Genomic DNA, 18134 nt, shown 5'->3' with positions numbered 1-18134 from the left:
AGAACAGACGCGCCCGCCCGACCGGTGAACCCATCACCGTGCCGGCTTTTCGCGCAGGAAAAAAGCGGAAGAAGACCATGCCCAAGCGCCAAGACATTAAATCGATCCTCATCATCGGCGCGGGTCCGATTGTCATCGGGCAGGCATGTGAATTCGACTATTCGGGAACCCAGGCCTGCAAGGCGCTGCGCGAAGAGGGGTACCGGGTCATCCTGGTCAACTCCAACCCGGCCACGATCATGACTGATCCGGGCCTCGCCGATGCGACCTATGTCGAGCCGATCACCCCGGAAGTGGTGGCCAAGATCATCGCCAAGGAGCGGCCTGACGCACTCCTGCCGACCATGGGTGGCCAGACGGCGCTCAACACCGCGCTTTCGCTCAAGCGCATGGGCGTGCTCGATCGCTACAATGTCGAGATGATCGGCGCCAAGCCTGCCGCAATCGACAAGGCCGAGGACCGCGCGCTGTTCCGCGAAGCCATGGCCAAGATCGGCCTTGAGACGCCGAAGTCGATGCTGGCCAATGCCACCGACATCAAGGATGCCGACCGCAAGACCCATGAAGCCGAGCGCGCGAAGCTGCGCGAAAGCCTCTCAGGCGCTGAGCTCGACAAGGCGCTTGATGAGCTGGAAAACCAGTGGAACCTCGGCGAAAGCGACCGCAAGCAGCGGTACATGAGCCATGCCATGGCGATCGCCGCCCAGGCGATCGATGTCGTCGGTCTGCCTGCGATCATCCGTCCGTCGTTCACGCTCGGCGGCACCGGCGGCGGCATTGCCTACAACCGCTCTGAGTTCTTCGAGATCGTCAGTTCCGGCCTTGATGCCTCCCCCACCACCGAAGTCCTGATCGAAGAATCGGTACTCGGCTGGAAGGAGTATGAGATGGAGGTGATCCGCGACAAGGCGGACAACTGCATCATCATCTGCTCGATCGAAAACATCGACCCGATGGGCGTCCATACCGGTGATTCCATCACCGTCGCACCGGCGCTGACGCTGACCGACAAAGAATACCAGATCATGCGTAACGCCTCGATTGCGGTGCTGCGCGAGATCGGCGTCGAAACCGGCGGCTCGAACGTCCAGTTCGCTGTCAACCCGAAGGACGGACGCCTCGTCGTCATCGAGATGAACCCGCGCGTGTCGCGCTCCTCGGCGCTGGCTTCCAAGGCAACCGGCTTCCCGATTGCCAAGGTCGCCGCCAAGCTTGCAGTGGGCTATACGCTCGACGAACTGGAAAACGATATCACCGGTGGCGCAACGCCCGCTTCGTTCGAACCATCGATCGACTATGTCGTCACCAAGATCCCGCGTTTCGCCTTCGAAAAATTCCCGGGCGCCGAGCCGATCCTCACCACGGCCATGAAGTCGGTCGGTGAAGTCATGGCGATTGGCCGCACCTTTGCAGAGTCGCTGCAGAAGGCACTCCGCGGCCTCGAAACCGGCCTCACCGGTCTCGACGAGATTGAGATCCCGGGCCTGGACGACGGCGACAACAGCAAGAACGCCATCCGCGCCGCGATTGGCACGCCGACCCCGAACCGCCTTCGCATGGTCGCCCAGGCACTGCGCCTCGGCATGTCCGAGGCTGAGGTCCACGAAGGCTGCAAGATTGATCCGTGGTTCATCGCCCAGTTGAAGGCGATCGTGGACATGGAAGCCCGCATCCGCGAGCACGGCCTGCCGACGGACGCCGAAAACCTGCGCATGCTGAAGGCGATGGGCTTCTCCGACGCCCGCCTCGCCTCGCTTACCGGCAAGCGTCCGAAGGAAGTGGCGGAACTGCGCAACTCGCTCAACGTCCGCCCGGTCTTCAAGCGCATCGACACCTGCGCTGCCGAATTCGCGTCGCCGACGGCCTACATGTACTCAACCTACGAGACGCCGTTTGTCGGCGCCCTTCGTTCGGAAGCCGAAGTGTCGACCGCCAAGAAGGTCGTGATCCTCGGCGGCGGCCCGAACCGCATCGGCCAGGGCATCGAGTTCGATTATTGCTGCTGCCACGCCGCCTTCGCGCTGAAGGACGCCGGCTATGAAGCGATCATGATCAACTGTAACCCAGAAACCGTGTCGACCGACTACGACACCTCCGACCGCCTGTATTTCGAGCCGCTCACGGCAGAAGACGTGATCGAGATCCTGCGCGCGGAACAGGAAAAGGGTGAAGTCGTCGGCGTGATCGTCCAGTTCGGTGGCCAGACCCCGCTGAAGCTCGCCGAAGCGCTGGAAAAGAACGGCATCCCGATCCTCGGCACCGCGCCGGACATGATCGACCTCGCCGAAGACCGCGACCGGTTCCAGAAGCTTCTCATGAAGCTCGACCTCAACCAGCCGAACAACGGCATTGCCTATTCCGTTGAACAGGCGCGCCTTGTTGCTTCCGAAATCGGCTTCCCGCTCGTCGTGCGCCCGTCTTACGTTCTCGGCGGCCGCGCAATGCAGATCATCCATTCGGAGTCGATGCTGCAGACCTACCTGCTCGACACGGTCCCGGGCCTTGTGCCGGAAGACATCAAGCAGCGTTACCCGAACGACAAGACGGGCCAGATCAACACGCTGCTCGGCAAGAACCCACTTCTGTTCGACAGCTACCTGACCAACGCGATCGAAGTAGACGTGGATGCCCTGAGCGACGGTACCGATGTCTATGTCGCGGGCATCATGGAGCATATTGAGGAAGCCGGCATCCATTCCGGTGACTCTGCCTGCTCGCTGCCGCCGCGCACGCTGTCCAAGGACACGATCGACGAACTGGAGCGCCAGGCAACCGCCATGGCCAAGGCGCTCAACGTCGGCGGCCTGATGAACGTCCAGTTCGCCATCAAGGACGGCGTAATCTACGTGCTCGAAGTCAATCCGCGCGCGTCGCGTACCGTGCCGTTCGTAGCCAAGACGATCGGCGCTCCGATCGCCAAGATCGCGGCCCGCATCATGGCCGGCGAGAAGCTCGATGCCACCTTTGCCGCCTACGGCAAGAAGCCTGATCCGCGCAACCTGAAGCACATCGCGGTCAAGGAAGCCGTCTTCCCGTTCGCCAAGTTCCCCGGCGTCGATACGCTGCTTGGCCCGGAAATGCGCTCCACCGGTGAGGTCATCGGCCTCGACACGGACTTTGCACTGGCATTCGCCAAGTCGCAGCTGGGGGCCGGAGTCGAGCTGCCGCGCAATGGCACCGTCTTCGTGTCGGTTCGCGACGAGGACAAGGTCCGCGTCCTGCCGGCAATCCGCATCCTGGTTGAAATCGGCTTCAAGGTGATGGCATCCGGCGGCACGGCACGCTTCCTCGGCGAAAATGGCATCGAAGCCACCAAGATCAACAAGGTGCTCGAAGGTCGTCCGCATATCGAGGACGCTATCCGCAACCGTCAGGTCCAGCTCGTCATCAACACGACGGACGGTAACAAGGCGATCTCGGATTCGAAATCGCTGCGCCGCGCGACCCTGATGCAGAAGGTGCCCTACTACACCACCATGGCAGGCGCCGAAGCCGCAGCCTTGGCGATCAAGGCTCTCAAGGCCGGCAACCTCGAAGTTCGCCCGCTGCAGAGCTACTTCTAAGCCGACAACCTTCAGCCGGTCAGGAAGACTTGACCGGCTTTTTCTTCGATGTTATTTAGCCATTAAGTTAAATAACCGAATGGCTAACTTATGCAGGTTGATCCACTCTCCAGCACGCTCTCTGCCCTTGCCGATCCCACACGGCGCGCCATCCTCGCGCGGCTTGCAAGCGGGGAAGCGACCGTGAACGAGCTTGCCCAGCCTTTCGACATGAGCCTGCCGGCGATCTCCAAGCATCTGAAGGTTCTTGAGAGGGCGAAGCTCATCTCGCGCGGACGCAACGCGCAATGGCGCCCTTGCCGCCTGGAGCCCGAGCCGCTGAAGGCGCTCGACAACTGGCTGGAGGAATACCGGCAGCTTTGGGACCGGCGCCTTGATCGGCTCGAAGATTACCTGGCGACCCTGCAGGCGAAGGACGAAACCAAGGAGGACGAGTGATGACCGACAAGATGGAGATCCTCAACGAACGGCTCTTCGCCGTCGACGCGCACACACTCTTCGGCGCCTTCTCCAATCCGGATCATCTGGAGCAATGGTGGGGGCCGCATGGCTTTACCAACAGGATCCATGAGTTCGATTTCCGCCCCGGCGGCACCTGGCGCATCACCATGACCGCCTCGAACGGCACGGACTTCGACAACCGGCTGACCTTCCGGGAGATCATCCCCGGCGAGCGCCTCGCCTTCCTCCATCATGAGCCGATGCATGTCTACACGATGGAGATCCGCTTCGTGCCTGAGACCGACGGTACGCGGATGCACTGGCGGATGCTGTTTGAGGCAACGGAAGAAAACCTGCAGCTCAAGAAATTCATTGCCGCCGCCAATGAACAGAATTTCGACCGCCTTGAAGACCTTCTCCAACAGCTGAACAAAGGACGCTGACATGACGACAGTAGACCACAGCGACAGGATGATCCAAGTCGACCGCCTGATTGCCGCCCCGCGCGATCTTGTCTTCAAGATGCTGACAGAGGCGAGGCACCTTGATCAATGGTGGGGTCCGGATGGCTTCATCACCGAAACGCACGAGATGGACTTCTCTGTCGGCGGCCTCTGGCGCTACACAATGCACGGGCCGGAGAAGGACTGGCCGAACTGGATCCGCTACACGGAAATCTCGCCGCCCGAGCGGATCGCTTATGACCACGGCGCCGAGATCGGCGAACCCGCCTGGTTTGAAGGCTCGATCACGCTAAAGACCGAAGGCACGGGCACCCGGATCACCATCACGCTTGTTTTCCCCACACCGGAAGCCAAGGAAGGATCGCTGAAGTACGGCGCGGTCGACGGTGGCAAGCAGACGCTGGCGCGCCTCGACGCCTATGTCACGTCATCGTTGCAGAGCGCTAAACCGGCGTCATCGAGCAGGATCATGCCGCCAGCCGGCTGATCTTCCTCATGTCTTCCCTGAAGCGGATCAGTTCCTCCGCCTTTCGTTCCTCATCAGGGATGCGCAGCAGATATGACGGGTGCACAGTGACAAACAGCACCCGTCCATCCTCCATGGAGATTGGTTCCCCGCGCACATCCTCCAGCCGCTGCCGCATGTCGGTGAGCGCAAACAGCGCCGTGGCGCCCATGGCGACGACGAGCTTCGGCTTCACAAGTTCCAGTTCCTGCGTTAGCCACCAGCGACACTGGCGCACCTCGCCCATGTTCGGCTTCTGATGGATGCGCCGCTTGCCGCGCGGCTCGTATTTGAAGTGCTTGACGGCGTTGGTGATATAAAGCGATTGCCGGTCTATTCCGACCAGAGCGAGGGTGTCGTTGAAGAGCTTGCCCGCCGGACCGACGAAGGGCTTGCCTGCCAGATCCTCCTGGTCGCCCGGCTGCTCGCCGACGAACATCACCTTGGCATCCGGCGGTCCTTCCCCGAAGACGGTTTGCGTCGCGCGGCAATAGATGTCGCAGCGCGTGCAACTGCGCGCCTCTTCCTTCAGGGCCGGAAGTGTTCCCGCGGCCGGCTTTGGCGCCACCGGTGCATTCGCCGCCGTCTCCTGCAGCCGGTGATGGAAGGGAAGTGGTTCGCTGGCCGCCTTGCGCGCCATCTCCGTCACGCTCGCCTCCGCATTGGCGATCAGGCTCGGGATCAGTTCCGCCTCGGGCAGGTTCTTCCAGTATTTCTTGGGCATCTCCTTCGTCATCATCTTCACCTTCAGCCGCGCAGGATTGAAGATGGAGGCGTAGTAGGTGCGCCAAAGCTCGTCAGTCTCGTCGCGCAGATCCGGCTTCTCCGCCGGATCGTCGCTGGTGCGCAGCGTCTCGCCATCCCACGACGCGGATCCCTTCGGCGTCATGATCAGCCAGTCCATGTCGGTTAATCGGCGCTGAAAAAACGGCGCCACCCGATCGACAATGAAGTGGTCCGGTTCGAACCAGGAAATGAAGCGCCGACGCCCTGCGACGCCCTCCGGCAGCGGCATCTCCTTGAAGCGAACGAAGGCTGTCATCTTGTGGTAGTCGCGCCCGACAGATTTCGCCATCCGCTGCGCCATCACCACATCAGCATCAGACGACATCTGCAAAAGCCGCCGGTCATGCGCCAGCCGAAACAGCATGCGATACAACAGCGCGAACCGGCTTGGGTCCGAATGGCAAATCGCGGCACCCGCGAGTTTGATGAAGGCGGGCGGCACATGGAGCGGCGGCTGGTTGGGCAAGGGGTCCGGCAGTCGGTTGTCGTCAAAGCCGAACAGGCCGTCAGCATCATCCATGCTACGCCAGTCGATCATCTCCGGCGGGATGCCGGCACTCAGGTAAGCGCGGGCGGCGTCACGCCACTCCGTCAGGTCCCCCCTGCCCCTCAGCGCATAGCGATAGATCATAGCAGTGAAAGCTGCTCCGGCTTCGGCTCGAACATGGCGCGAAGGTCCGGCCGGTCGACGAGCCGGTGTGGCGTCCAGCCTTCGGCCGTGACGAAGGGCTGTATCTTGCGCAGAGATACCCCAAGTCGCTTCAGGTCATCGAGCCGCAGACGCCGGAAGCGGCGCGCGGACAGGATGCTCTTCACGGTCTTCGTGCCAAGCCCCGGAACGCGCAGCAGCTTCTCCTTGTCGGCGCGGTTGACGTCCACCGGAAACTGTTCGCGATGCGCGAGTGCCCAGGCGAGCTTCGGGTCGAGATCGAGATCCAGCATGCCGTCCGCCCGCGTCGAAGTGATCTCGCCGATGTCGAAGCCGTAGAAGCGGTACAGCCAGTCCGCCTGGTAAAGCCGGTGCTCACGCATCAAAGGCGGCTTGATCAGCGGCAGGTTCTTCGACGAATCAGGAATGGGGCTGAAGGCCGAATAATAAACGCGTTTCAGGCCATAGCTGCCATAGAGCCGCGCGCTGGTGCCGAGGATGGTCGCATCATTGGCGCCATCGGCCCCTACGATCATCTGCGTGCTCTGGCCCGCCGGCGCGAACTTCTTGCGCCGCTTCGTCTGTAGCGTCGGCTCGGCCATCTCCTCCATCTTCAGCCGCAGGTTGCCCATCGACTGACGGATGTTGTCCGGCCGCTTTTCGGGCGCGAACTTGCCGATGCCTGCATCCGTTGGCAGCTCGATGTTGATCGACAGGCGGTCGGCATAAAGCCCCGCCTCCTCGATCAGGTGCGCGGAGGCTTCGGGAATCGTCTTCAGGTGGATGTAGCCGCGGAAGTTATGAACCGTGCGCAGTTCCCGCGCGATTCTCACCATCTCCTCCATGGTGTGGTCGGAGGAGCGGATGATGCCGGAGGAAAGGAAAAGACCTTCGATATAGTTGCGCCGATAGAATTCGAGCGTCAGCCAAATCACCTCTTCAGGCGTAAACCGGGCGCGCTCCACGTTGCTGGACGAGCGATTGATGCAATAGGCGCAGTCATAGATGCAGAAGTTGGTGAGCAGGATCTTCAGCAGCGAGATGCACCGCCCATCCGGCGCATAGGCATGGCAGATGCCCGAACCTTCCGTCGACCCAAGCCCGCCAGAGCCGAGGGAATCGCGTTTCGACGTCCCGCTCGATGCGCAGGAAGCATCATATTTGGCGGCATCGGAGAGAATTGCCAGACGTTCTTTCAGCGACTTCTTCATTAGCCCGTTCTCTAAATGTTCTCATCGTGAACGTCAAGACATTGACAAATGCAGCGGCATGGATTCTGATTGAGAAGGTTAGGGATTGGGCTCGGCAGTCGCGCAAAAATTCTGGCGATGATTGTCGAATTTCTGTTATAGTGCCCTAAATTCTGGGTTTGCGAATGGTTCCGAAGTTTTACTCCGGAACCTGTTTCTTTTTGTGTCCGCCGCAGCCGCGGGCACCGCCTGAAGGACAAGGAAATGGTTGATAAGGTACCGATGACGCAGAATGGCTTTGCACAGCTTCAGGAGGAGTTGCGCTGGCGCCAGCAGGAAGAGCGTCCCCGTATCATTGAGGCTATTGCGGAAGCGCGCGCTCATGGCGACCTTTCGGAAAATGCTGAATACCATGCCGCGAAGGAAGCTCAGAGCCACAACGAAGGCCGCATCACCGAACTGGAAGATCTGACCGCCCGTGCCGAGGTGATCGATCTGTCCAAGATGTCGGGCTCTAAGATCAAGTTCGGTGCGACGGTGAAGCTCGTCGACGAAGATACCGAAGAAGAAAAGGTTTATCAGATTGTCGGCGACCAGGAAGCTGACGTGAAGGCTGGCCGCATTTCCATCTCCTCGCCCATCGCCCGTGCGATGATCGGCAAGGAAAAGGGGGATTCCATCGAAGTCGTCGCACCGGGCGGCTCCAAGGCCTACGAGATCCTTTCCGTATCCTGGGGCTGATTCCGTGCCTTCCAGCGGGGCAAGAAACGACAATCCCGCCATTGTCGGTATCCGTGACGCCGAAATCATCGCGCCGAATTTCAAGAAGCGGCTTTCCGGCGTCACCTCGACGATCATCCAACTGATACCGATCCAGCGCGCGCTCGGCCAGAAGGTCGCGGCACTCGGTCCCGGCTTGCCGGACACCCTGCCCCATGTCCGTTTTCGTGATCTGCCGGCGCTGTGGAAGCCACCGCGCGGCAAGCGCTTCCGGATCTGGCATGCCCGCCGCAATATCGAGATGTTGCCGGCAATCCTCATGCGTGATGTCCTGCGCATGCCGTTGAAAGTCGTCTTCACCTCGGCCTCGCAGCGCAAGCATACCGGCTGGACCAAGTGGCTGATCTCCCGCATGGATGGCGTGATCGCCGTCTGCGGCAAGACTTCCGCCTATCTCGAGGTGCCCAACACCGTCATACTGCACGGCATCGACACCGAGCGCTTTTCGCCACCGGCGGACAAGGCGGAAGCCAAGCGCCAGTGCGGACTTGATCCGAAGGCCAATATCATCGGCTGCTTTGGCCGCGTGCGCCACCAGAAGGGCACCGACCTTTTCGTGGACGCGATGATCCGCCTCCTGCCGTCGCGGCCAAACTGGACGGCGGTGGTTGCCGGGCGCGCGACAAGCAAGCATGTCGCGTTTGAGGATGAACTGAAGGCACGGGTGAATGCTGCCGGTCTTGCAGAGCGCATCCGCTTTGTCGGTGAGCACACCAACATCAACGACTGGTATCGCGCGCTCGACCTCTTCATCGCCCCGCAGCGCTGGGAAGGGTTTGGGCTGACGCCGCTTGAGGCCATGTCGACCGGTGTGCCCGTTATCGCGACCAATGTCGGCGCCTTCCCGGAACTCATCGCAACCGGCGTCGAAGAAACCGGCGTCATCATTGCGCGTGACGACCTGGACGCCATGGTCATTGCCGCAGCCACCTGGATGGACGACGCGACACGCCGCGCTGTCGCCGCAAAACGCGCCCGCGTCCACGCCACGGAAAACTTTGCGATCGAAGGTGAAGCGAAGCGGATTGGCAACTTCTACGCCGGCATCCGCTAGCGCTCGAAACCTACCGCTGCGGCTTGCGCTTGAAGAGGTCGATATAAGCGTCGCCGACGGCGTCTTCCGAGAACTGCCCCACGAGCGTCGCCCGACCGCCCTCACCCAGACTCTTTGCCAGCGCCTTGTCGGCAATCAGCTGGTTGATGGCGCGGCTGAAGCCGGCAACATCATCAATATCGACCAGCAGGCCGTTCTCGCCGTCGCGCATGAACCAGGATGGACCTTCGGAGCGGGAAGAAACGACCGGCTTGCCCTGCGCCCAGGCCTCGAAGATGACATTGCCCAGCGGCTCGTGGCTGGACGGCATGATGAACATGTCGGCCGCGGCAACATAGGGCCGCGCATCCTTCTGCCAGCCGAGGAAGCGCACGCGCTCCTCAAGCTTGTGTTCCTTCACCACCGCATGCAGCGCGTCGTTCTCCTCGCCCTCGCCGGCGATCCAGAGATAGGCGTCCGGCACTGCAGCCATAGCCTCGATTAGCAGGTGGATGCGCTTGCGCTTGACGAAACGGGCCATCGTCATCACCAGCGGCACGCCATCGGGTGTATTGGCGACAGAGCGGGAAATCGGCGCAACGATGCTGGTGTCGGTGAAGTTCGAGATCACCTCGACGCCGCGATCCCAGCCAAGGTTGTTGCGCACGTGATCAGCAATACCAGGGGTATTGCAGACGAGGATGTCCGAGTTCTTAAAGTAGCCGAGATGCGTGGGGTAGTCACCAAGACGCGAGAGCTTGATGCCACCCTTGTAGTCCGGCATCAGCCGCGCCCCGCGCGTCGACCACGAGATGATGGCGTCGGCCTTGTCCTTCTTGGCAAGCTGCAGCACCTTGATCGGCAACAAGATGCGGTCGACGGACAGATTTCGGAAGTTGCTTTCGATGACACGCGAATGTTCCTCGACATCGGGCTTCCAGCGACGGTTCCAGCGCATCACCGTCGTCTGCTCCACGCCCCTGCGGTGAAGCGCGCCGACCAGGTGCACGAAGAATTTTTCCGCACCGCCGTCCTTACCGAAAATGTACTGATGTACCCGAAACGTCATGTCTGCCCCTCGTCTCTGCCATGCTGCTTGACCGTCAGCGGCCATTCGGGCAGCGCCGCCTATATCTTATGGTTGGCCAAGCTCTGCAAGAGCAAAGCGCTGAAGCGCCAAAAGATCAGGCACAGAACGCGGCAAGGCTCTTCCATCGGCGAGCCAAAGAAACTATCGCAATGACAACAGCCGCGCACTAGATGCGCAGACAAACATGGCCCTGCCGGAAGATTTCATGTCCTTGCTCAAAACCTATGTGATCAACCTGGACGGAAGCACTGACCGCCTTGCCGCGATCAACGAGCGGCTTGCCGGCTTCGGCATCGACTTCGAGCGCGTGGCGGCCGTCGATGGACGGAAGATGGACCTCTCGACGCTGCCCGAATACGATGCTGAGCGCGCCGAACGGTACATGGGCCGCAGCCTCGTTGGCGGCGAAATTGGCTGCTACCTGAGCCATCTCAAGGTTGCCGAGGCTTTCCTCCAGTCAGATGCCCCTTACGCGCTTGTTCTTGAAGACGACGCGCTGCCGCTCTGCAATCCGGTCGAGCTGCTCGTCCAGGCGTTGCCGGATTTGAACAGCATCGACCCCGATTGGCTGCTCATCAATATCGGCAACAACAAGCTGAAGATCGCCACACCGCTGAAGCGCTACACGATCGGCACCCACCAATGCGAGCTGGTCGCGGCCCACTATTTCCCGATGACGACGAGCGCGATCGTCTGGTCACGCGAAGGTGCACGTCGCTTTGTAGAGGAACATGCGAAGATCTTCGCCCCGGTCGACAACTACTTTCGCTACTGGCTGACCCGCACGGGCCACGGTTATTCCTTCTGGCCGGCTCCCGTGACGACGACCGAAGCCGCAAGCCAGATTCTGTCCGGCGCAGGCACGGCCCGCAAGACGAACAAGCGGAAATGGTACTACGGCGTGGCGAAACAGTTCCGGCTGTTTCAGGATAAGTGGATTGCCGCGCGGAAGAAGCGGGTGTTCAAGTCAAAGCTCGATGCCTTGGGCGGCTGAATCAAATCTCCACCAGCCCCAGTTGCTTGACCTGGCGGATGGTCAACATGGTGCGGACGGTGTCGACGTGTTCGTCGGCGGTCAAAACCTCGATCACGAAGTCCTGGAAGACGGTGAGGTTTTGGGCGGCGCAGCGAAGCAGGAAGTCGCTGTCGCCGTTCACCATCCAGGCTTCCCGCACCAGCGGCCACTGCTGCACCTTGGAGGCGAAGCTCTTGAGATCCGCGTCCGACTGGCGCTTGAGGCCGACCATACAGAAGGCAACAAGATCGAAGCCGAGCTTCGGCCCGTTGAGGAGCGCGTGGTAGCCTTCGATGATGCCGGCTTCCTCGAGCTTGCGCACCCGGCGCAGGCATGGTGGCGCCGAGATACCGACTCGCTCGGCGAGGTCCACATTGGTCATGCGACCGTCGCGCTGCAACTCCCTCAAGATTTTGATGTCGATGGCATCCAGATCAGCGCGAAACACATCTTTCCCCTTGGCTCGCACGAGCTTTTAGACGAAACAGCAACTAACGCAAGAAGATGCTTTTTCATGCCAACTGTCCTGTTGTTAACGCAAGGCTGCCCTTGCAAAGCTGCATGGATCGCCCTTAGATGACGCTTTAAAGCGGCAGACCGAATGGCGGCTTCCTATATGGGAGGTGGAAAAAGCTGCGATCGGTTTTTGAAAGGAATCACAACATGTCCGCCCGTCACACCGAGGTCCTGATCATCGGTTCTGGCCCTGCCGGTTATACCGCTGCCATCTATGCTGCTCGCGCAATGCTGAAGCCTGTGCTGATTGCCGGCATGGAACAGGGCGGCCAGCTGATGATCACCACGGACGTGGAGAACTATCCCGGCTTCGGCGACCCGATCCGGGGCCCGTGGCTGATGGAGCAGATGCTGAAGCAGGCGACCCATGTCGGTGCGGAAATCGTCAACGACCTCGTGACCAACGTCGACATGAGCCGCCGCCCGTTCACCGTCTCGACCGACTCGGGACAGGTCTGGACGGCCGATACGCTGATCATCGCCACCGGCGCCAAGGCCAAGTGGCTTGGGCTGGAAAGCGAAGCGCAGTTCCAGGGCTTCGGCGTCTCCGCATGCGCCACCTGCGACGGTTTCTTCTACCGCAACAAGGACGTCATCGTGGTTGGCGGCGGCAACTCCGCCGTCGAGGAAGCGCTTTATCTGTCGAACATCGCCAAATCGGTTACGGTCGTGCATCGGCGCGACAGCTTCCGCTCGGAGAAGATCCTTGCCGAGCGTCTTTTCCAGCGCCCGAACGTGAACGTGCTCTGGAACACCGAGATTGCCGAAATCACAGGCAAGCCAGCCAAGGCGCCGCTGCCGCCGTCGGTGGAAGGTGTCAAGCTGCGCAACACGCAGACCGGCGAGATCACCGACTTCCCGATCCACGGCGTGTTCGTGGCGATCGGCCATGCGCCGGCGACCGAGCTCTTCAAGGGCAAGCTGAAGATGAAGCCGAACGGCTACCTCTGGACGGCGCCCGATTCCACCGCGACGGACGTTCCGGGCGTCTTTGCCGCCGGTGACGTCACCGACGATACCTTCCGGCAGGCGATCACGGCCGCAGGCATGGGCTGCATGGCAGCACTCGAAGCCGAACGTTATCTTGCAGGCATCCAGCCGACGGTCGCGAGCCAGCTCGCCGACACGATGGCTGACGCCGTTCAAGCCGCAGAATAAGGATCTTTGGGGGATGGGTGTTCCGCTCGACTGGGATAAACTGCGCATTTTTCATGCAGCTGCGGAGGCGGGCTCCTTTACCCACGCTGCGGATAAGCTGCACCTTTCCCAGTCGGCAATCAGCCGCCAGGTCAGCGCCCTGGAGCAGGATGTCGGGGTCAAGCTTTTCCACCGGCATGCGCGTGGCCTGATCCTCACCGAACAGGGCGAGCTTCTGTACCGCACGGCACATGACGTGCTGCTGAAGCTCGAGACCGTCAAGGTCCAGCTGACGGAGACCACGGAAAAGCCGTCCGGAAAGCTGCGTGTCACGACCACCGTCGGACTTGGCCAGGGCTGGCTGACGGACAAGGTGCAGGAGTTCCTGCAGCTTTATCCGGAAATGTCGATCCAGCTCATCCTCGACAACGAGGAACTGGACGTCAACATGCGCCACGCCGACTGCGCGATCCGGCTTCGCCAGCCCCAGCAGTCGGACCTCATCCAGCGCAAGCTGTTTACCGTGCACATGCACGTCTATGCCGCACCATCTTACATCAACCGTTATGGTGAGCCTCAGTCGATCGAGGATCTCGACAACCATCGGATCATCACATTCGGTGAGCCGGCTCCGAACTACCTGCTCGACGTCAATTGGCTGGAATATGCCGGTCGATCGTCGGACAACATCCGCGTGCCGCATCTGCAGATCAACAGCCAGACGTCGATCAAGCGCGCCTGCCTCCTCGGCATCGGCATCGCCTGCCTGCCCGACTACATCGTCGGTCGCGACCCGGGCCTCATCCAGCTTGCCATCAATGCTGACATCCCCTCCTTCGACACTTATTTCTGCTATCCGGACGAGATGAAGAATGCGGCAAAGCTGAAGGTCTTCCGCGATTTCATCGTCGGCAAGGCACGTAACTGGAATTTCTAGTGGTCCGCTGAGCCGCCACATGCCGCATATGACGCATTAGCGATAAGCAATGCAGGCGATGCATGGCAGTCCTGCATAAAAAAAGGTTGTCGACTGCGCATAAAGTCACCATATCGCATGCAGCTGATGCACATGGCGGCTTTCCTCCCAGTTCCGCCGCAGCAGCTGTTCCCCTCTGGAGGTTAAATTCGACCTTCATACCTATAAAGGGCCCTGGAGCGATCCGGCGGCCCTCTTTTTTTGCCCGGATTTTGTGGGTGCACTTTAGCGGCTTCAGGTGTGCATTCTCGGCTTTTGAACCCTTGTCTGCACCAAAGGCACGCCCCATATGCAGGTTAGCTGACGCACCGGACGACCTCCTGTCGTCGCGCCAGCTGTTCCCCTCTGGAGGTTCATTGACCTTCCAACTGTAAGGGCCGCGGAGCGATCCGGCGGCCCATTTTTTTGCCCAACACCTTTAAATCGGGATTGGGCGATCTACATATCGGTCAGAAACGATTTGGCTGACGTCATGGATAGAATGGAAGTACTGAAGGCGCTCGCGCATCCAGTCCGGGTGGAATTCCTGGAGTGGATGAAGGAGCCTGAGCGCCACTTCGCAGACCAGGCCCATCCGCTCTCGATGGGCGTCTGCGCCAACCAGTTCGAGAAGCGCTGCGGTCTCTCGCAGTCCACGGTCTCGGCGCATCTTGCAACGCTCGAAAAGGCAGGCCTGGTCAGGATCAACCGCGTCGGCCAATGGGCGTTCTACCACCGCGATGAAGACAAGATTACCGCCTTCCTCGAAGAACTCCGGTCAACGCTTTGACGAAATCCCCTCCCCAACCGAAGGATGATATTTGATGCCCAAGCTTTTTGAGCCCACCAAATTTGGAGATATCGAACTTGCCAACCGCGTCGTGATGGCGCCGCTGACGCGCAACCGCTCGCCGAAGGCAATTCCGAACGATCTCAATGTAACTTATTACGAGCAGCGCGCCAGCGCCGGCCTCCTCATCACCGAAGGCACACCGGTCACCCAGCAGGGCCAGGGTTACGCCGATGTACCGGGCCTTTACCTGCCGCAGGCGGTTGAAGGCTGGAAGAAGGTCACCGACGCCGTCCACAGCAAGGGCGGCAAGATTGTCACGCAGATCTGGCACGTGGGCCGGGTATCGCACACCTCCCTGCAGCCAAATGGCGCGGCACCGGTTGGCCCTTCGGATCTTCCTGCCAACAGCAAGACCTACATCATCAACGATGACGGAAGCGGCGCCTTTGCCGACACCTCCGCGCCACGTGCGCTTGAGCTTTCCGAAATTCCCGGCGTTGTTGCAGATTTTGCCAAGGGTGCACGCGCCGCGATCGACGCAGGCTTCGACGGTGTGGAAATCCACGGTGCCAACGGCTATCTAATCGACCAGTTCCTGAAAAGCGGCGCCAACAACCGCACCGACGCATACGGCGGCTCGATCGAAAACCGCGCGCGTTTCCTGTTGGAGGTCGTTGATGCGGTCGCCGCCGAGATCGGCGCCGGCAAGGTCGGCATCCGCCTCTCGCCCGTCACGCCGGCAAACGGCATCAAGGAAGAAGACCCGCAGCCGCTCTTCAACTATGTCGTCGAGCAGCTTGGCTCTCGTGGCCTTTCCTTCATCCACGTCATCGAAGGCGCTACCGGCGGCGACCGCAACTTCAAGCAGGGCGAAAAGCTGTTCGACTACCACGAACTGAAGAACATCTACCGCAAGGCTGGCGGCACCGGCGGCTGGCTGGTCAACAACGGCTACGATCGTGAGAGCGCGTCGGAAGCAGTCGGAAGCGGTTATGCCGATGCTGTCGCATTCGGCCGTCTCTTTATCGCCAACCCGGACCTCGTGGAGCGGTTCAAGGACAATGCGCCGCTGAACCAGCCGGACAAGAACACCTTCTACGGTGGCGGCGCCAAGGGCTACACCGACTATCCGGTGCTTGAGGCTGTTGCCTGAGGATACAGGAGGGGCTGCCGTGGCAGCCCCTTTTTTCACGGCAACGGATTTCGCCTGGGCATGAGAACTGGAACAGGCGAGAGCGTGCGACCGCCGCTTTCCAGCGATCCGAGATCCAAGAGGGTCGCCCGCACCGCCTCGTCGACGGAGGTAGACGGCTCCTCGCCGAGGAATGCCACCAGCCGATGGTTGCGCATCCGCACCGGCTGCTTCCAGAGATACTGCATCTCCATCAATTCCCGGAATAACGGGACGAACGGGGACGCGAGCCGCAGCAGCCACCATGGGAAGGCTTTTCTCTTTACCTTCTGTCCAACCACCCGCTCGATAGCATCCGCCATCTGGCTTCCGTCGGAATCCCAAAAGCCATTCATGTGGAAGCGGGCAAAGGTTGGCAGTTCGTCCTGCCGATCAATGAGCCTGAGCATAGTTTCGGCCACGTCCGGCAGATACGCCCATTGGTGCCCGACACCCCGGCGGTTCGGGATGGTGACCGACCTCACCGGCTTGCCCGGCTTCACAAGCCCCTGACTGAACCAGCTGTTGGCGGCGCGCGGACCAAAGAAGTCCCCGGCCCGCACGATCAGCACCGGCACGCCCTCACCTGCAGCGAGCTCCAGTTTCCGCTCCAGCTCCACCCTGATCTTGCCCTTGCGGGTCACCGGGTTTTGCGGACTATCTTCATCCAGTTCCGGGAATGCATCCGGGCCGAAGTTGTAGACCGTACCCGGTAGAAGAATGCGCGCGCCGGTCGCGCGGGCCGCTGCAATGGTGTTGTCCAGCATCGGCAGAACCAGCTTTTCCCAGCCCTTGTAACCTGGTGGGTTCACCGCATGAACAATGAGCGAAACGCCTTCCGCGGCGCGCGCCACGTCCGCGGCAGACATCGCGTCGCCCTGTATCCACTCAAAGCGCGGCTCCCGCCTCGCCGCATCCTCGGCCTTCCGGTTGAGGGCGCGAACCTTCCATCCGCGGGAGATCAGTCCCGCCGCTACATGTCCGCCGATACCGCCTGTGGCGCCCAACACCAGGGCGAGCTGTCTTTCCGCTTGATAAGCCATCGCGATTTCCTTCCATCCTGATTGGATGGATGGATAATGGGGTGACGCCGCGCTATACAAAATTGCCGAAACTCGTTTAGCCTCCATACAAAAATGAACAACATCGATTGGGACATCTACCGTTCATTCCTGGCCGTGCTGAACCTCGGTTCGCTGTCTGCTGCCGCGCGCGAACTGGGCCTGACGCAGCCAACGGTCGGCCGGCATGTCGACACCCTGGAGAAGGCGGTCGGCTACCAGCTGTTCACACGATCGCAACAGGGGCTGCTGCCGACCGAGCCGGCACTGGCGATGAAACCCTACGCCGAGACGATGGCCGCAACGGCAGCGGCCATGCAGCGTGTCGCATCCGGTGAAACGGACGCCGTCCATGGCACGGTGCGGATCAGCGCCAGTGAGGTGATCGGGGTCGAGGTGCTTCCGGTCATCCTCGGAAGATTGCAGGATGCTTATCCGGATCTTGAGGTCGAGGTTTCGCTCTCCGACTCGCTTGAAGATCTCCTGAAGCGGGAGGCCGATATCGCGGTGCGGATGACGACGCCGTCACAGGACGCCCTCCTGGTCCGACGGATTGGCAACATCCCGCTTGGCCTTTTCGCCCACCGGCGTTACCTCGAGCGGCACGGCACGCCGGCAAAACCACAGGACCTGACCGAACACCGGTTCATCGGTTATGGCAGGCCCACTGCCTTTGTCCGGCAGGCACTGGAAGAAATCCGGAAAAGCGCACCAACCTTCCCGATCGAAGGCATCCGCTGGAAGCATCGCGCCGACAGCAACTTGGCGCAGCTCGCGGCAATCCGCGCCGGCGTGGGGATCGGCATCTGCCAGGTGGCGATCGCGCGGCGCGATCCCGACCTCGTCCAGCTTTTCCGCCAGGACTTCGACCTACCGCTGCCGACCTGGGTCGCGATGCACGAGAACCTGAAGACCGCGCGGCGCTGGCGCGTCACCTTCGATGCGCTTGTGGAAGGCCTGACGGAATACGTCCGCTCGACCTAGC

17 protein-coding genes are annotated in these 18134 nt (G+C 61.0%); 12 read left to right on the top strand and 5 right to left on the bottom strand.

All coding sequences use genetic code 11. The annotated features are described in order from the left end of the window. The first annotated feature begins 77 nt into the window (after window positions 1-77). The 4 genes from carB to M0654_RS00740 all read left to right on the top strand — a co-directional run bounded on the left by carB (window position 78) and on the right by M0654_RS00740 (window position 4955). Complete coding sequence (gene carB, locus M0654_RS00755; protein WP_248681403.1) at window positions 78-3563, top strand: carbamoyl-phosphate synthase large subunit; 3486 nt, start codon at window positions 78-80, stop codon at window positions 3561-3563. 90 nt (window positions 3564-3653) lie between these two features. Further along, window positions 3654-4001, top strand: coding sequence for an ArsR/SmtB family transcription factor (locus M0654_RS00750; RefSeq protein WP_248681402.1), 348 nt, complete (start codon window positions 3654-3656; stop codon window positions 3999-4001). Beyond that, window positions 4001-4447 carry an SRPBCC domain-containing protein gene (locus M0654_RS00745; protein ID WP_248681401.1) on the top strand — a complete coding sequence of 149 codons (447 nt, stop codon included), beginning with the start codon at window positions 4001-4003 and terminating at the stop codon, window positions 4445-4447. The genes M0654_RS00750 and M0654_RS00745 overlap by 1 nt, the downstream gene beginning before the upstream one ends. 1 nt (window position 4448) lies before the next feature. After that, on the top strand, window positions 4449-4955 hold the full coding sequence (locus M0654_RS00740; protein WP_248681400.1) for an SRPBCC family protein: 507 nt from the start codon (window positions 4449-4451) through the stop codon (window positions 4953-4955). Here the strand turns inward: M0654_RS00740 and M0654_RS00735 are convergent. Together M0654_RS00735 and M0654_RS00730 are read right to left on the bottom strand one after the other, a co-directional pair. Continuing rightward, window positions 4936-6390, bottom strand: coding sequence for a UdgX family uracil-DNA binding protein (locus M0654_RS00735; protein ID WP_248681399.1), 1455 nt, complete (start codon window positions 6388-6390; stop codon window positions 4936-4938). The two genes, M0654_RS00740 and M0654_RS00735, sit on opposite strands and share 20 nt — an antisense overlap. Beyond that, a complete protein-coding gene (locus M0654_RS00730) occupies window positions 6387-7619 on the bottom strand; it encodes a putative DNA modification/repair radical SAM protein (protein ID WP_248681398.1) in 1233 nt (410 codons plus the stop codon). Before M0654_RS00730 ends, M0654_RS00735 begins: the two co-directional genes overlap by 4 nt. Window positions 7620-7862: 243 nt before the next feature. Here M0654_RS00730 and greA point away from each other — a divergent pair, with 243 nt between their 5' ends. Beyond that, the gene (gene greA / locus M0654_RS00725; protein WP_118850096.1) at window positions 7863-8339 is read left to right on the top strand and encodes a transcription elongation factor GreA; all 477 of its coding nucleotides are present in this window, start codon (window positions 7863-7865) and stop codon (window positions 8337-8339) included. A 40-nt stretch (window positions 8340-8379) separates the two neighbouring features. Further along, window positions 8380-9432: a glycosyltransferase family 4 protein gene (locus tag M0654_RS00720; RefSeq protein ID WP_248681615.1), complete on the top strand. Its 1053-nt coding sequence runs from the start codon at window positions 8380-8382 to the stop codon at window positions 9430-9432. A gap of 10 nt (window positions 9433-9442) precedes the next feature. Here M0654_RS00720 and M0654_RS00715 read toward each other — a convergent pair whose 3' ends face one another. Further along, complete coding sequence (locus M0654_RS00715; RefSeq protein WP_248681397.1) at window positions 9443-10480, bottom strand: glycosyltransferase; 1038 nt, start codon at window positions 10478-10480, stop codon at window positions 9443-9445. A gap of 226 nt (window positions 10481-10706) precedes the next feature. Between M0654_RS00715 and M0654_RS00710 the strand changes: the two genes are divergently transcribed. Continuing rightward, window positions 10707-11495 carry a glycosyltransferase family 25 protein gene (locus M0654_RS00710; protein WP_248681396.1) on the top strand — a complete coding sequence of 263 codons (789 nt, stop codon included), beginning with the start codon at window positions 10707-10709 and terminating at the stop codon, window positions 11493-11495. Between the two features lies 1 nt (window position 11496). Here M0654_RS00710 and M0654_RS00705 read toward each other — a convergent pair whose 3' ends face one another. Further along, on the bottom strand, window positions 11497-11964 hold the full coding sequence (locus M0654_RS00705) for an Lrp/AsnC family transcriptional regulator (protein WP_118850099.1): 468 nt from the start codon (window positions 11962-11964) through the stop codon (window positions 11497-11499). 215 nt (window positions 11965-12179) lie between these two features. Here M0654_RS00705 and trxB point away from each other — a divergent pair, with 215 nt between their 5' ends. The 4 genes from trxB to M0654_RS00685 all read left to right on the top strand — a co-directional run bounded on the left by trxB (window position 12180) and on the right by M0654_RS00685 (window position 16070). Next, complete coding sequence (gene trxB / locus M0654_RS00700) at window positions 12180-13190, top strand: thioredoxin-disulfide reductase (protein ID WP_248681395.1); 1011 nt, start codon at window positions 12180-12182, stop codon at window positions 13188-13190. A 13-nt stretch (window positions 13191-13203) separates the two neighbouring features. After that, the gene (locus M0654_RS00695) at window positions 13204-14106 is read left to right on the top strand and encodes a LysR family transcriptional regulator VtlR (protein ID WP_118850101.1); all 903 of its coding nucleotides are present in this window, start codon (window positions 13204-13206) and stop codon (window positions 14104-14106) included. Between the two features lie 511 nt (window positions 14107-14617). Next, window positions 14618-14914 (top strand): ArsR/SmtB family transcription factor, encoded by a 297-nt coding sequence (locus tag M0654_RS00690; RefSeq protein ID WP_118851570.1) that lies wholly within the window; start codon window positions 14618-14620, stop codon window positions 14912-14914. Between the two features lie 34 nt (window positions 14915-14948). Beyond that, complete coding sequence (locus M0654_RS00685) at window positions 14949-16070, top strand: alkene reductase (RefSeq protein WP_248681394.1); 1122 nt, start codon at window positions 14949-14951, stop codon at window positions 16068-16070. A gap of 35 nt (window positions 16071-16105) precedes the next feature. Here M0654_RS00685 and M0654_RS00680 read toward each other — a convergent pair whose 3' ends face one another. Continuing rightward, window positions 16106-17131: an NAD(P)H-binding protein gene (locus tag M0654_RS00680; RefSeq protein ID WP_248681393.1), complete on the bottom strand. Its 1026-nt coding sequence runs from the start codon at window positions 17129-17131 to the stop codon at window positions 16106-16108. A gap of 93 nt (window positions 17132-17224) precedes the next feature. Between M0654_RS00680 and M0654_RS00675 the strand changes: the two genes are divergently transcribed. Further along, window positions 17225-18133, top strand: a complete 909-nt coding sequence (locus M0654_RS00675) for a LysR family transcriptional regulator (protein ID WP_248681392.1) — start codon at window positions 17225-17227, stop codon at window positions 18131-18133. Window position 18134 lies beyond the last annotated feature (1 nt).

This window comes from Neorhizobium turbinariae, from assembly GCF_023223505.1.
Taxonomy (GTDB): Bacteria; Pseudomonadota; Alphaproteobacteria; order Rhizobiales; family Rhizobiaceae; genus Neorhizobium; species Neorhizobium turbinariae.
The sequence above is the reverse complement of the archived record's forward strand: the minus strand, read 5'-3'. Positions and strand labels throughout refer to the sequence as shown.

Bases quoted from the DNA above. Each gene is read 5' to 3' on its own strand.
- carB (WP_248681403.1), top strand. From the start codon at position 78: ATGCCCAAGCGCCAAGACATTAAATCGATCCTCATCATCGGCGCGGGT.
- M0654_RS00750 (WP_248681402.1), top strand. From the start codon at position 3,654: ATGCAGGTTGATCCACTCTCCAGCACGCTCTCTGCCCTTGCCGATCCC.
- M0654_RS00745 (WP_248681401.1), top strand. From the start codon at position 4,001: ATGACCGACAAGATGGAGATCCTCAACGAACGGCTCTTCGCCGTCGAC.
- M0654_RS00740 (WP_248681400.1), top strand. From the start codon at position 4,449: ATGACGACAGTAGACCACAGCGACAGGATGATCCAAGTCGACCGCCTG.
- M0654_RS00735 (WP_248681399.1), bottom strand. From the start codon at position 6,390: ATGATCTATCGCTATGCGCTGAGGGGCAGGGGGGACCTGACGGAGTGG.
- M0654_RS00730 (WP_248681398.1), bottom strand. From the start codon at position 7,619: ATGAAGAAGTCGCTGAAAGAACGTCTGGCAATTCTCTCCGATGCCGCC.
- greA (WP_118850096.1), top strand. From the start codon at position 7,863: ATGGTTGATAAGGTACCGATGACGCAGAATGGCTTTGCACAGCTTCAG.
- M0654_RS00715 (WP_248681397.1), bottom strand. From the start codon at position 10,480: ATGACGTTTCGGGTACATCAGTACATTTTCGGTAAGGACGGCGGTGCG.
- M0654_RS00710 (WP_248681396.1), top strand. From the start codon at position 10,707: ATGTCCTTGCTCAAAACCTATGTGATCAACCTGGACGGAAGCACTGAC.
- trxB (WP_248681395.1), top strand. From the start codon at position 12,180: ATGTCCGCCCGTCACACCGAGGTCCTGATCATCGGTTCTGGCCCTGCC.
- M0654_RS00695 (WP_118850101.1), top strand. From the start codon at position 13,204: ATGGGTGTTCCGCTCGACTGGGATAAACTGCGCATTTTTCATGCAGCT.
- M0654_RS00690 (WP_118851570.1), top strand. From the start codon at position 14,618: ATGGATAGAATGGAAGTACTGAAGGCGCTCGCGCATCCAGTCCGGGTG.
- M0654_RS00685 (WP_248681394.1), top strand. From the start codon at position 14,949: ATGCCCAAGCTTTTTGAGCCCACCAAATTTGGAGATATCGAACTTGCC.
- M0654_RS00680 (WP_248681393.1), bottom strand. From the start codon at position 17,131: ATGGCTTATCAAGCGGAAAGACAGCTCGCCCTGGTGTTGGGCGCCACA.
- M0654_RS00675 (WP_248681392.1), top strand. From the start codon at position 17,225: ATGAACAACATCGATTGGGACATCTACCGTTCATTCCTGGCCGTGCTG.